Below are 13,040 nucleotides of genomic sequence, written 5' to 3'. Positions count from 1 at the left end.
CGAAGCAGTTGTAAATCTGGACTACTCGGTTTGTCTGAATGGACGTAGGGGGTTGCTTCGCAACCCAACGGGGCGGTGCGGCGATCCGACAAGCCCCCTCGCCACAGGGTTGCTCGCCTGAAAGGATTACGCGGTGGCGGGTTTTTTGGCATCGGGCGCCAGCAGCGGGGGGCTTATTGGCTTTGGAGTTGGGCGGGGCGGGTGGGCAGGGTGCGCACGGTGCGGCAACGCCAGGCAAACGGATTGATGCCTTCGCTGCGGGTGAAAATGTGGCAGAAGTGCGCCTGATCGCAAAAGCCGCATTCGAGGCTGATCTGCGTCAGGCTCAGGTCGGTGTTCTGGATCAATTGCTTGGCGCGGGCGATGCGCTGGTGGCGGATCCAGTCTTGTGGCGAGAGCCCGGTGCTGCACTTGAACGCACGCGAGAAATGACTGCGCGAGAGCGCGCAAGCGCTGGCCAGTTCGGTGACTTCAACGCTGTCACCGAGGCGTTCGAGGATCAGTTGCTTGGCCAGCCTTTCGCGCCACGGGGTCAGGCCACCGGTGGTTTTCTTGCGCGTTTCAGTGATCGTCGCGCGAGCGATGTTTTGCTGAGAATGGGCCATGACAAATGTCCGTGTCGGTGAGCTTCATTCTTGAGCGCAGGGCTCCGGGCGGCGAGTTAAACGTTGTTAATTCGGTCATCGTTCAGGAGGAACAACGGCCCTGACTCAGCACATTGCTGCAATTTCCGCCGTGACCGCACGTGCAGAATCGAGGTCATCTGGCGGCGCTGTGCGCGGTCTTTTTTTGATCGATCAAAGGTGAAGGGCATGAAACATTCTCTGTTGGAACGTGCGGCCAATGTCCCGCTGATCGAGTAAAGTCCCTCTGGCTCACCACACACACAGGAACCGTGCCCATGAACCGTAACGATCTGCGCCGCGTCGACATGAACCTGTTGGTGATTTTCGAGGCGTTGATGTTCGAGAAGAACCTCACCCGTGTGGCCGAGAAACTGTTCATGGGCCAACCGGCAGTCAGTGCGGCGCTGGGGCGCTTGCGCGACCTGTTCGACGATCCGCTGTTGCTGCGCAACGGTCGCGGCATGGAGCCGACGGCGCGGGCGCTGGCGATTCTCAAGGAACTGCAGCCGGCGATGGATGTGATTTCCGGGGCCGTCAGCCGGGCCAAGGAGTTTGAGCCGGCGACCAGTTGCGATGTGTTTCGCATCGGCCTGTCGGACGATGCCGAGTTCGGCTTGTTTCCACCGTTGCTGCGGCAATTGCAGGAAGAGGCGCCGGGGATCGTGGTGGTGGTGCGTCGCGCCAATTACCTGTTGATGCCGACCTTGTTGGCTTCGGGGGAAATCTCGGTGGGGGTGAGTTACACCACGGATTTGCCGGCGAATGCCAAGTGCAAGAAGTTGCGCGACATCCCGTGCAAGGTGCTGCGCGGGGATAAACGGCCGGGCACGCTGACGCTGGATGAGTACTGTGAGCGGCCGCATGCGATGGTGTCGTTTTCTGGCGACTTGAGCGGGAATATCGATCTGGACCTGGCGAAGGTTGGCCGTAGCCGCCGCGTGGTGTTGGGCGTGCCGCAGTTCAGCGGCTTGCGCGCCTTGCTCGCGGGCACCGAGATGATCGCTACCGTGCCAGACTATGCCGCCTGTGCGCTGGTGGAAGGCTGTGGGTTGCGCGCTGAAGATCCACCGTTTGCCATCGATGCGGCGCAGTTGTCGATGGCCTGGAGCGGCGTGCATGACAATGACCCGGCAGAGCGATGGCTGCGCTCGCGGATCGCCGAGTTCATGTCCCGCCCTTTGCCGCTTTCTTCCTGATCGCGCCCGCCCGCCCGCCGCCCCATTCCCTACCGAATACACCGATCAAAAATTGTGGGAGCCGGCTCGCCCACGAAAGCGGCCCGCCCGCCGCCCCCATTCTTTACCGAATACACCCGATCAAAACTGTGGGAGCGGGCTTGCTCGCGAAAGCGGCCTAACAGCCGCCGCCGTCTGCGCCGAAAGCGAGAAAAGCCGAACGGTGCATCAGCGATTCAACGTCCAGATCAAAACGTTCGCTTACCAGCTCAAGTTTGACTCCAGGCCCGCTGTCCGAAAAAGAGCACACCCATCCAATTTTTCCCGCCGCCACACCTTCACTATCGAATGACATCCCGGCGCCTCCCTGCCGGTGGTTTTTCATTTGCGCAGGTAGCCCATGAACGCTTCGCGACGGGATCAACAGGCCCAGGACTTCGGGCTGTTATTTTTGCGACTCAGCGGCAGTTTGTTGCTGCTGTGGGTGCACGGTTTGCCGAAGCTGCTTAACTACAGCGCTCAACTGCACGTCATCGAAGACCCTTTTCACATGGGCGCGAACGTCACGCTGATGCTGGCGATTTTCGCCGAGGTGCTTTGCCCGCTGCTGATCATTGCCGGGGTGTTGGTGCGTCTGGCGTGCTTGCCGATTTTGTCTGTGTTGCTGATCGCGCTGCTGGTGGTGCACCCGCAATGGAGCCTCGAAGAAGGGCAGTTCGGTTGGCTGTTGCTGATTCTTTTCACCAGCATTTTTATCGCCGGGCCGGGACGGCTGGCGCTCAATGTGCGTTTTTGCGGAGTGTTGCGTTATGCCTGAAACCAACTCGATTGACACGCCGGTGCGGGGTTTCGAGGAAGTCGTGACCCTGGTGATCAAGCACCGGGTCAAGGCCGGTTATGAGGTGCCTTACGAAGCGTGGCTGCGCAATATCGTCAGCATCGCCGGGCAGCAGGACGGGCATTTGGGCGTGGACGTGATGCGCGGCAAAAGCGCCGGGCTCGACATGTACACCTGCGTGCTGCGCTTTTGCACCACCGAGGCGATGCAGCGTTGGCTCGATTCGCCGCAACGGCTGGACCTGGTCAACCTGGCCACGCCGATGCTGGCGGACGGCGACCAGACCGAGGTCAACCCGGTCAATGAATTCTGGTTCGCGCCATCGACCGACACCGCTGCGCCACCGCCGCCGCGCTGGAAGCAAGCCGTGGTGACGTTGCTGGTGATTCTGCCGCACACCTTGCTGGTGCCGCTGATTTGGGGGCCGTTGCTGCGGCTCAACCCCTTGCTCGCCAATTACGTGGTCGCCACGTTCCTGATCACGCTGACCATCGTCGTCTCGGTGGTGTACCTGTTCATGCCGATGGCCACGCGTCTGTTTGCGCCTTGGCTTTCTCATTCCATTTAGCCCAAGGAAACGCGATGAACGCCGATCTGATTTTATTCAATGGCCAATTTCATACCGTTGACCGTGAAAACCCGCGCGCCAGTGCTGTTGCGATCAGCGACGGTCGTTTCGTCGCGGTGGGCACCGACGCTGAGGCCATGGCCCTGCGCGGTTCGGGCACGCAGGTGATCGACCTCAAGGGCCGCTGCGTGATTCCCGGCCTCAACGACTCGCACTTGCACCTGATCCGTGGCGGTTTGAACTACAACCTCGAACTGCGCTGGGAAGGCGTGCCATCGGTGGTCGATGCGTTGCGCATGCTCAAAGAGCAGGCCGACCGTACGCCGACCCCGCAATGGGTGCGCGTGGTGGGTGGCTGGAACGAATTCCAGTTCGCCGAAAAACGCATGCCGACCCTGGAAGAGCTGAACCAGGCCGCACCCGATACCCCGGTGTTCGTGCTGCACCTCTATGACCGCGCCTTGCTCAACCGCGCGGCGCTGCGCGTTGCCGGTTACACCCGCGATACGCCGAACCCGCCGGGCGGGGAAATTGTCCGTGATGCCAACGGCAACCCGACCGGCATGCTGGTGGCGCGGCCGAACGCGATGATTTTGTATTCGACGCTGGCCAAAGGGCCGAAATTGCCCCTGGAATATCAGGTCAACTCGACCCGTCAGTTCATGCGTGAACTCAATCGCCTCGGCCTGACCAGCGCCATCGATGCCGGCGGTGGTTTCCAGAATTACCCGGACGATTACCAGGTGATCGAGCAGTTGGCCAAAGACCAGCAGCTGACGATTCGCATCGCCTACAACTTGTTCACCCAAAAGCCGAAAGAAGAACTCAGCGACTTCAAGAACTGGACCAGCAGCGTGACCCTGCATCAGGGCGACGATTACCTGCGGCACAACGGCGCCGGGGAAATGCTGGTGTTTTCGGCGGCGGATTTCGAGGACTTCCTTGAGCCGCGTCCGGACCTGCCGCAAACCATGGAAGACGAGCTGGAGCCGGTGGTTCGGCACTTGGTCGAGCAGCGCTGGCCGTTCCGCTTGCACGCCACCTACAACGAATCGATCAGCCGCATGCTCGACGTGTTCGAGAAGGTCAACCGCGACATTCCGTTCAACGGTTTGCCGTGGTTTTTCGACCACGCCGAAACCATCACCCCACGCAACATTGAGCGGGTGAGGGCGCTGGGCGGCGGCATCGCGATTCAGGACCGGATGGCGTTCCAGGGCGAGTATTTCGTCGAACGCTACGGTGCCAAAGCCGCCGAAGCGACGCCGCCGATCAAACGCATGTTGGCCGAAGGTGTACCGGTCGGCGCCGGCACCGATGCCACGCGGGTGTCCAGCTACAATCCCTGGACCTCGCTGTACTGGATGGTCAGCGGCCGCACGGTCGGTGGCCTGGAGCTGCACGCCGAGGGCCTGTCGCGGCAGACCGCGCTGGAGCTGTTCACCCACGGCAGCGCCTGGTTCTCTTCCGAGCAAGGCAAGAAAGGCATGATCAAGGTCGGCCAATTGGCGGACGTGGCAGCGTTGAGCGCGGACTTTTTCAGCGTCGATGAAGAGGCGATCAAATGGATCGAGTCGGTGTTGACCGTGGTCGGCGGCAAGGTGGTGTACGCCGCCGGTGATTTCGAAAAACTCGGACCGGCCAGCGTGCCGGTGCTGCCGGACTGGTCGCCGGTGGTGAAGGTGCCAGGTCACTGGCGCCCGACCTCGCCGATGCAAGCGCAGGTTCACCATTGCAGCGGGCCGTGTGGCGTGCACTCCCACAGCCATGAAAAGGCCCGCTTGTCGAACGCGCCGGTCAGCGATTTTGCAGGTTTCTGGGGCGCCTTCGGCTGCTCGTGCTTCGCCTTCTGACATCACAACAAGCGCCGATGCACTGCGTCGGCGCTCACGGTAATACCCATCCATCGAGGAGTTTCACATGAGCAACGTTCCGTACAAACGCCTGAACAAAGACGATGCCGTTGTCCTGTTGGTCGATCACCAGACCGGCCTGATTTCGCTGGTGCAGGATTTCTCGCCGAACGAATTCAAGAACAACGTGCTGGCGCTCGCGGACCTGGCCAAGTTCTTCAAACTGCCGACCATCCTCACCACCAGTTTTGAAAACGGCCCGAACGGCCCGATGGTGCCTGAGCTCAAAGAGTTGTTCCCGGACGCGCCGTACATCCCGCGCCCAGGCCAGATCAACGCCTGGGACAACGAAGATTTCGTCAAAGCCGTCAAGGCCACTGGCCGCAAGCAGCTGATCATCGCCGGTGTGGTGACGGACGTGTGCGTGACCTTCCCGACGCTGTCGGCGTTGGCTGAAGGTTTTGAAGTATTCGTGGTGACTGACGCCTCGGGCACCTTCAACGAAACCGTGCAACAAGCCGCCTGGGCGCGCATGTCGGCGGCCGGTGCTCAACTGGTCAACTGGTTCTCGGTGGCTTGCGAGCTGCAAGGCGACTGGCGCAACGACATGGAAGGCCTGGCGAACCTGCTGTCGCCGCGCATTCCGAACTACCGCAACCTGATGAACAGCTACTCGGTGTTGACCTCGAAGTAAGTTCGTTCAAGTAAATACATCACCTGTGGGAGCGAGCTTGCTCGCGATAGCGGCAGCACATCCAACACACACGTTGGCTGATCTACCGTCTTCGCGAGCAAGCCCGCTCCCACAGTGATTATTGTGTCGGGCGTTTTTGCAGCCAGCCCAGAAAACCTCCTTTCTTGATCGGTGTCGCCGTCGTCATCAACGCCAGCCGGCTGTTCTGCTGCCGCACGGCCTGCAACTTGTTCAACGCCCGACCCACTTCAACCCGTTGTTCCATGCAATGGCGGGTCAGGGATTTATCGATCCGGTAGACGATGCACGACGTCAACGCCGTGAAGGTCGCTTGCGACGGCGTATCGGTGAGGATGCTCTGTTCCCCCATCACTTCACTCGGGCCCATGCGCCCGGCTTCGGTGTGCCCGGCGCCGTCCGGCACGGTTGCGCTGACCACACCGGTGGCGATCACCATCAAGCTCTCCGGGACTTCGCCGACTTCCAGCACCACCTGGCCGGCCGCGTATTGCTGCGCAACCATCGACCGGGCCATTTGATCGCGCTCATCCTCGCTCAGGGAACGGAAGATTTTCACCTCGTCGAGCAACGCCCGTGCGCGGGAGGTCGGTTCAATCACGCCATCGAGTTGCCGTGAAATACCCGCCGCTTCGAGGTGCCGATGCGCCAGGTCGAACAATTGATTGCGCACTTCGCTTTTCTTGCTCAAGTCGGCGATAAAGCCGCTGGCCACGTATTCGGACATGGTTTCGCCAGCCTCCTTGAGCACGGCTTTGGGGGCCGGGTTGAGCAGCAAACTGCTGCTGCCCTGAAGCGTGCGCTCGAGTGCATCGAGCACCCGGCGCGGACGGATGTTGTTCGGCAGTTGAATGCTGATCGACACGCCGTGCATGTTATTCGGCCGGCTGAGGTTGACGATTTTTGCCTTGGCCGCCACCGAGTTCGGCACTACCGCCGTGGTGCCGGCGCTGGTCAGCAGGTGCGTCGCGCGCCAGTCGATGTCCAGCACCTTGCCTTCAACACCGTCGATCACCACAAAGTCATCCACCTGATACGGTTTGGTGGTGTTGAGCACGATCCCGGAAAACACATCGCTCAAGGTGCTTTGCAGCGCCAGACCGACGACGATCGCCACGACGCCAGACGTCGCCAGCAAGCCTTTCACGGGCAACTCCAGGACATAACCGGCCGCCGCCACGATGGCGATCAAAAACACCAGCGCGCCGATCACATCCTGCAGCAACCGACCGCTGTGGCCGACACGGCGCATCAGCACCAAGCCGATGACTTCGGTGAGCACGCGCGCGGCGTACAGCCACCAGAGAATACCCAGCGCCGTGGCGCCCAATTGCGCCACCCGGTCCGCGGCAAACAGCGGTGCCTGCAACGGGCTGACACCGGCGTTGATGACCAGCGCGCTGAACAGCACAAACAGCGCCAGCCGCACGCCGACCCGCGTGACACGGTGCTTGAACGGCGCGAGGTGCCAGAGCACGGCGTCGATCACCAGCAGCAGGGCACTCCAGGACAGCAGGTGAGCGAGGATGAAGGACATGAGCGGAAGCTCCAAAGGGTTGACCAATCTTTTTTGTGGCTGGCCACAGATCACAAACAACCTCGCCACACATTGCTGTGTGGTGAGGTGAGGTGAGGGGGCTCAGTTCAGGTGAGTCTTCAGTTCCAGTGCCGCCTGGCGAACCGCGGCTTTCACTTCCGGAATCTGGCTTAGCGGGTTGAGCAAGCCGAAGTCGTGAATCATGCCGTTGTAGCGCACCGCCGTGACCGGTACGCCGGCCGCATCGAGGTGACGGGCATACGCTTCGCCTTCGTCACGCAACACGTCGAACTCGGCGGTTTGCACCAGGGCTGCCGGCAAGCCTTTGAGTTGTTCGGCGCTGGCTTGCAGCGGCGACGCATGGATCTGCGCACGCTCGGCCTGGTCGGTGGTGTAGTTGTCCCAGAACCAGTTCATCATGCCTTTGGTCAGGAAGTGGCCTTCGGCAAATTGCTGGTACGAGCCAGTGTCAAACTGGCCGTTGGTCACGGGCCACATCAACAACTGGAAGCGCAACGCCGGGGTTTGCTGTTCTTTGGCCATCAACGCCACGACGGCTGCCATGTTGCCGCCGACGCTGTTGCCGGCCACCGCGAGGCGCTTGCCGTCGACTCCGATCTCCTTGCCATGCTCGGCGACCCAACGGGTGGCGGCGTAGGCCTGGTTGATCGCGGTCGGGTAGTGCGCTTCTGGCGACGGCGTGTAATCGACATACACCGCGACGGCGCCAGAGCCGACCACCAAGTCGTGGATCAGACGCTGGTGAGTCGGGTAATCGCCCAGCACCCAGCCACCACCGTGGAAGAACATGAACACCGGCAATTCGCCTTTGAGCTTGGCCGGCCGCACGATTTTCAGGTTGATGGTCTGGCCATCGACCTTGATCGCACGGTCGCTGACGTCCACCCCCGACAAATCAACCTTGACCGAGTTTTGCGCGCCGGTCAGAACCGCGCGGGCCTCTTTCGGGCTCAGTTGCTCAAGTGGCTTGCCGCCACCCGCGGCGAGCGCTTCGAGGAAGGCCTGGGTGTTGTGTTCAACACCTGGGCTGCCCGCAGCGAATGCGTTGCCAACGGCCAGGGCGAGGAGGGAAGCGGTCAGGGTTTTTTTGACGAGGTTCATGGGGGAAATCCTTTTTAATAAGAAGTTGGTCACCTAAGGTCCGGGTCGCTGTTGGCGCTGTGGTTCAGGCCTCAGCAACACCGTGGACACAGATTAATAGGGTGCCGCCAAGGGAAAAAGCGGCTATAAAGCGTTTAACTGTCAACCAGGTCGTGACAATGAACCCGTTCGAAGATATGCGTATTTTTTGCCAGGTCATGGAGTCCGGCAGCTTCACCTCGGCCGCTGACCAATTGGGCCTGTCCAAGCAGTTCGTCAGCCGCCGTTTGATGCAGCTCGAAGAACGCCTCGGCGTGCGCTTGCTCAACCGCTCCACGCGCCGGCTGGACGTGACGCCGCTGGGCCAGAGTTATTACGAGTCGGCGTTGCGCCTGCTCAGCGAAGTAGAGCAAGTGGAGCAGGGCATCGCCGGCCAGACCACCGAGCCGCGCGGGACCATCCGCATCAGCGCGCCGTTGTCGTTTGCGGTGGCGCATCTGGGCTGTCTGCTGCCGCTGTTTTTGCAGCGCTACCGCGACGTCACCGTGGAGGTGGATTTGAGCGATCGCCCGGTGGATTTGCTCAGCGAGGGTTATGACCTGGCGCTGCGCATTGGCACGCTGGAAGACTCGACGTTGATTGCGCGGCGCATCGCGTCCATGCAACGGGTGTATTGCGCGAGTCCGGCGTACCTGGCCGAACGCGGCACACCGCTCAAACCTGAAGACCTGCACCAGCACGACTGTTTGCCTTACGGCCACGGGCGCCAGGTGCAGTGGCGGTTCGACGGACAGGGCAAGCCATTGACCGTGCAGGTGACGGGGCGGATGCGGGTCAATAACGGCGAGTTGCTGCGGGACGCGGCAGTGGCCGGGATGGGGATTACCTACTTGCCGACGTTCATTGTCGGCGCGGCGCTGAAGGACGGGCGGCTGGTGCCGGTGCTGGATGAATTCCGCCCGGCGCCGCTGACGTTGTCGGCGGTGTATCCGCAGCATCGTCAGAGCTCGCGGCCGGTGCAGGCACTGATCGAGTTTTTACGCGAGCGGCTGGATCAGGCGGAGGGTGTGTTGTAGATCAATGGCCCACACCCTCCATTGTGGGAGATCAATGGCTCACACGATCCATTGTGGGAGATCAATGGCTCACACCATCCATTGTGGGAGCGGGCTTGCTCGCGAAGGCGGTGTGTCATTCACCAGTGATGTTGGCTGACACACCGCTTTCGCGAGCAAGCCCGCTCCCACAGGGATTTATGGGGTTTCTGCTTTAGCTGTGATCAGCTGCGCTTGTCATCGCCCACTTCACCGTTGGCGTGAACGCCGCGATCGTCGCCGACCTCGCCGTTGGCATGCACGCCATGGTCATCGCCGACCTGGCCGTTGGCGTGGACGCCGTGGTCATCGCCTAATTCACCGGCGTGGTGAACGCCGTGATTGTCGCCCGGTTCACCATTGGCATGAACGCCATGATCGTCACCCGCTTCGGCATGCGTGCCGTTGCGTCCGGAGGAGGCGTTGTCGCCGGAATGGCCGGGGCCATGGTCGCTGCCGGCGTGGCTGCTGCCACTATGGCCGCCACTGCCGCTGTTTCCACCGCTGCCACTGTTACCGCCGCTGCCGCTGCCACCGTGACTGCCGCCGTTGCCGCCGTTGCCGCCGCCACCGCCGCCACCGCCGCCACCGCCGCCACCAGATCCACCGCCACCGCCATTGCCGCCGCCACCGCCGCCAGATCCGCCGCCGCCATTACCGCCACCACCGCCGCCCGATCCACCGCCACCCCCTCCGCCGGAACCGCCGCCGCCTCCAGAACCACCACCTCCGCTACCCCCATCCTTGGCCTGAGCGCTCGACATCCCGGACAGGCTGTCCGGAATCAATACGGTAGACGCCGACAGAACCGCGCCAATAGCTACTGCAAGTAAAAGCTTGTTGATGTGCATGTCGTTCTCCGTCTTTTCATTCGGGTTGGAACGTTGATGAACAGTGCAACGTGCCGCTGCATTCAGTTGATAAACACCGCAACCTGAATATTTATTCATTTGCAAAATCGACAAACACTGCAGCGCGCAGCTCGACCCGGTTACGCGGGTCAGTGAATGCTCGAGGCCAGTTCGAAAATCGGGATGTACATCAGGATCACGATGACCCCGATCAGCAGGCCGATGAAGGTCATGAGCAAGGGTTCGAACAGGCGCACGAACCATTCGATCCAGCGGCTGATTTCTTCGTCGTAGAAGTCGGCGCTGCGTTCCATCATTTGCCCGAGGTTGCCGGACTGTTCGCCCGCCCGCAGCAAACGCAGGGACACCGGGGTCACCAAATGATTGAGCTCCAGCGCGGTCGACAGCGATTGCCCTTCGCGCACGCGCTCGCACGCCTGGTCCAGCCGCGCGCGCGAGGCCACGGTGAGCAGGTTGCGCACCATGCCCATGGCGGTGACGAGCGGGATGCCGCCTTGCAGCAGAATCCCCAGCGAACGATAGAAGCGCGCCAGTTCGTACATGAAGATGCGTTGATGCACGGCGGGCAGTTTTTCGATCAAACGGTCGACGCCCCGACGAAACGCCGGTTGGCGCTGGAGGAAGGTGAGGGCGACGATGATCGCCAGCACGCTGCCGAAGAATTCGCCTTGGTGGGCGTGCAGGAACATGCCGCTGTTCATCAGCACTTGCGACAGCCAGGGCAGGTTGTCACCCAGCCCTTCGAACACCAGGCTGAAACGCGGCACCACGTAACCCATCAAGAACAACACCACGCCACCGCCCACCACCAGCAACAGCACGGGGTAGATCGAAGCGCTGACGATCTTTTGGCGAACTTCGTCCATCCGTTGGCGATAGCTGACATACCGGCCCAGGGCTTCGCCCACGGCGCCGGTCTTCTCGCTGGACTGCACCAGCGCCACGTAAAGCGGCGGGAACACCGCCGACAACTGGCCCAGCGCCTGGGAGAAGGATTTGCCTTCATACAGCAGGCGCACCAGCTCGCTCAGGGTTTTGCGGGCCTGTGGCGCGGTTTCTTTTTCGGCGAGGCTCTCCAGCGCATCGATCAACGGCAGGCCGGCGTTGAGCAGCGTGGTCAGCTCCTGGCTGAACAACACCAGGTTGAAGGTCTCGCGCTGCTTGAGCCGCAAGGCGCGCCAATGGCGTTCGGCCTGCAGGCTGACGACGCGCAAGCCTTGGTCTTCGACGATGCGCCGGGCTTCGCTGTGGCCGGGCGCCTCGACGGTCATCGAGACCACTCCGGCCTTGCCCACGGCCTTGAGATGAAAGCGCATGGTCGGCTCCCGTCATTGCCAACTGGTGATGTCGGCGTTTTCGCCTTCGCCACCGGGTTGGCTGTCCTTGCCCAGGGACAGCAAATCGTACTCGCCGTTTTCGCCGGGGTAGCGGTAGCTGTAGTTACGGCCCCACGGGTCCTGCGGCAATTTTTTCTGCAAGTACGGGCCGGTCCAGCGGGTTTCCTCGCTGGGCGCGGTGACCAGCGCCTGCAAACCCTGTTCGGTGGACGGATAGTGGCCGACCTCGAGCCGGTACAAATCCAGCGCCTTACCCAAGCCTTCGATTTGCGCCTTGGCCACCTTCACCTCGGAGCGGCCGAGCTGGGCGAAATACTTCGGCGCGACGATCCCGGCCAATAGCCCGAGCACCACCAGCACCACCAACAGTTCGAGCAGGGTGAACCCGCTTTGAGCACGCGGGGCACAACACAGACGCTGATTCATGATGACCTCACACAGTCGGCAGAAGAGTCGCCATCAAGGCGTATGCAATAGCCATGCAAAGGCTTGTGCATCCTTCTGCATGCCCCGTACTACGCGGCTTGGCGCTTTCGGCACAGTGCTTGCGTATGGCTGATTCACGACCGGCCATTGGGGCATTACCCCCACTTTTCGGGGCTGGCCAGGGGAGGCGCAATGCACAAGTCACTCACCACAGGGCTGCTCGGTTGTCTGCTGTTGAGCGGAGTCGCGCAGGCCGATGTGTTCGTCTCCGTGGACGCCAACGGCAGCTACGTCTTGTCCAACGTCCATCGTCCTGGCCGCCACTATGAACGGGTGATTCACGAGCCTGCCGCCGCCGTCGTCAGCCTCGATCAGCAGCCGCAGATGATCGCCGATCAGCCCTATGCCGAACTGGTGTCAGCGGCGGCCACGGCCAATGAATTACCGGCGGCGCTGTTGCACGCGGTGATCAAGACCGAGTCCAGCTACCACGCCGACGCGACCTCGCCCAAAGGCGCCGGTGGACTGATGCAATTGATGCCCGAGACCGCCCGTGAAATGGGGGTCACGGACGTATACGACCCCAAGGCCAACATCCAGGGCGGCGCCAAATACCTCAAGCACTTAATGACCCTGTTCGACAACGACATCGCCCTCGCCGTGGCCGCCTACAACGCCGGGCCGCAAGCGGTGCTGAGCCGTGGCGGGGTCATTCCGCCCTTCGCCGAAACCCAGCGTTACGTGCCCAGCGTGTTGCGCCAATACCGGCGCTTGCAAGGGCTGGCCGTGGACGCGCCGCTGTGAGCGGCCACCCACGGCAGATCGCCCCCAACATTGGGGGCATGGTGGCCCCGGCGGGAAAGTGGGGAATGGGTGGGGAATATCCCCCGGCTTATCAACT

The 13,040-nt window shown here is 61.9% G+C and carries 13 protein-coding genes and 1 pseudogene; 7 read left to right on the top strand and 7 right to left on the bottom strand.

All coding sequences use genetic code 11. The annotated features are described in order from the left end of the window. Nucleotides 1-173: 173 nt before the first annotated feature. Complete coding sequence (locus ACQKP4_RS05090) at nt 174-605, bottom strand: helix-turn-helix domain-containing protein (protein ID WP_427631018.1); 432 nt, start codon at nt 603-605, stop codon at nt 174-176. A gap of 296 nt (nt 606-901) precedes the next feature. On the opposite strand from ACQKP4_RS05090, the gene ACQKP4_RS05085 reads away from it, so the two are divergent. Continuing rightward, entirely contained in the window at nt 902-1,822 is a 921-nt protein-coding gene (locus tag ACQKP4_RS05085; protein WP_427631016.1) for a LysR substrate-binding domain-containing protein, read from the top strand. A 163-nt stretch (nt 1,823-1,985) separates the two neighbouring features. Here ACQKP4_RS05085 and ACQKP4_RS05080 read toward each other — a convergent pair. Next, nucleotides 1,986-2,075, bottom strand: a pseudogene (locus ACQKP4_RS05080) (hypothetical protein); the annotation flags it as partial. A gap of 126 nt (nt 2,076-2,201) precedes the next feature. On the opposite strand from ACQKP4_RS05080, the gene ACQKP4_RS05075 reads away from it, so the two are divergent. From ACQKP4_RS05075 to ycaC, 4 genes are all read left to right on the top strand, one after another. Continuing rightward, entirely contained in the window at nt 2,202-2,618 is a 417-nt protein-coding gene (locus ACQKP4_RS05075; RefSeq protein ID WP_427631014.1) for a DoxX family protein, read from the top strand. Beyond that, nucleotides 2,611-3,207, top strand: a complete 597-nt coding sequence (locus ACQKP4_RS05070; RefSeq protein WP_427631012.1) for an antibiotic biosynthesis monooxygenase — start codon at nt 2,611-2,613, stop codon at nt 3,205-3,207. The genes ACQKP4_RS05075 and ACQKP4_RS05070 overlap by 8 nt, the downstream gene beginning before the upstream one ends. Before the next feature lie 14 nt (nt 3,208-3,221). Beyond that, nucleotides 3,222-5,060 (top strand): amidohydrolase, encoded by a 1,839-nt coding sequence (locus tag ACQKP4_RS05065; RefSeq protein ID WP_427631011.1) that lies wholly within the window; start codon nt 3,222-3,224, stop codon nt 5,058-5,060. 67 nt (nt 5,061-5,127) lie between these two features. Continuing rightward, the gene (gene ycaC, locus ACQKP4_RS05060) at nt 5,128-5,754 is read left to right on the top strand and encodes an isochorismate family cysteine hydrolase YcaC (protein WP_157714602.1); all 627 of its coding nucleotides are present in this window, start codon (nt 5,128-5,130) and stop codon (nt 5,752-5,754) included. Between the two features lie 118 nt (nt 5,755-5,872). Here ycaC and ACQKP4_RS05055 read toward each other — a convergent pair whose 3' ends face one another. Both ACQKP4_RS05055 and ACQKP4_RS05050 read right to left on the bottom strand, forming a co-directional pair. Then, complete coding sequence (locus tag ACQKP4_RS05055) at nt 5,873-7,309, bottom strand: mechanosensitive ion channel domain-containing protein (RefSeq protein ID WP_427631009.1); 1,437 nt, start codon at nt 7,307-7,309, stop codon at nt 5,873-5,875. A gap of 102 nt (nt 7,310-7,411) precedes the next feature. After that, nucleotides 7,412-8,431, bottom strand: a complete 1,020-nt coding sequence (locus ACQKP4_RS05050; protein ID WP_427631007.1) for an alpha/beta hydrolase — start codon at nt 8,429-8,431, stop codon at nt 7,412-7,414. Between the two features lie 158 nt (nt 8,432-8,589). On the opposite strand from ACQKP4_RS05050, the gene ACQKP4_RS05045 reads away from it, so the two are divergent. Further along, on the top strand, nt 8,590-9,486 hold the full coding sequence (locus tag ACQKP4_RS05045; protein ID WP_427631005.1) for a LysR family transcriptional regulator: 897 nt from the start codon (nt 8,590-8,592) through the stop codon (nt 9,484-9,486). A gap of 203 nt (nt 9,487-9,689) precedes the next feature. Here the strand turns inward: ACQKP4_RS05045 and ACQKP4_RS05040 are convergent, their stop codons facing one another. The 3 genes from ACQKP4_RS05040 to gspG all read right to left on the bottom strand — a co-directional run bounded on the left by ACQKP4_RS05040 (nt 9,690) and on the right by gspG (nt 12,139). Then, nucleotides 9,690-10,355 carry a hypothetical protein gene (locus ACQKP4_RS05040; protein ID WP_427631003.1) on the bottom strand — a complete coding sequence of 222 codons (666 nt, stop codon included), beginning with the start codon at nt 10,353-10,355 and terminating at the stop codon, nt 9,690-9,692. A gap of 149 nt (nt 10,356-10,504) precedes the next feature. Continuing rightward, entirely contained in the window at nt 10,505-11,692 is a 1,188-nt protein-coding gene (locus ACQKP4_RS05035; protein WP_427631002.1) for a type II secretion system F family protein, read from the bottom strand. 12 nt (nt 11,693-11,704) lie between these two features. After that, a complete protein-coding gene (gene gspG / locus ACQKP4_RS05030) occupies nt 11,705-12,139 on the bottom strand; it encodes a type II secretion system major pseudopilin GspG (protein WP_427631000.1) in 435 nt (144 codons plus the stop codon). A gap of 192 nt (nt 12,140-12,331) precedes the next feature. Between gspG and ACQKP4_RS05025 the strand changes: the two genes are divergently transcribed. Then, on the top strand, nt 12,332-12,943 hold the full coding sequence (locus ACQKP4_RS05025; RefSeq protein ID WP_427630998.1) for a lytic transglycosylase domain-containing protein: 612 nt from the start codon (nt 12,332-12,334) through the stop codon (nt 12,941-12,943). Nucleotides 12,944-13,040: the final 97 nt, after the last annotated feature.

Origin of the sequence: Pseudomonas sp. NPDC086278 (genome assembly GCF_050280905.1) — a bacterium.
Classification (GTDB): domain Bacteria; phylum Pseudomonadota; class Gammaproteobacteria; order Pseudomonadales; family Pseudomonadaceae; genus Aquipseudomonas.
Note: the sequence above shows the minus strand (reverse complement) of the source record. Positions and strands in the feature narration are given on the sequence as shown.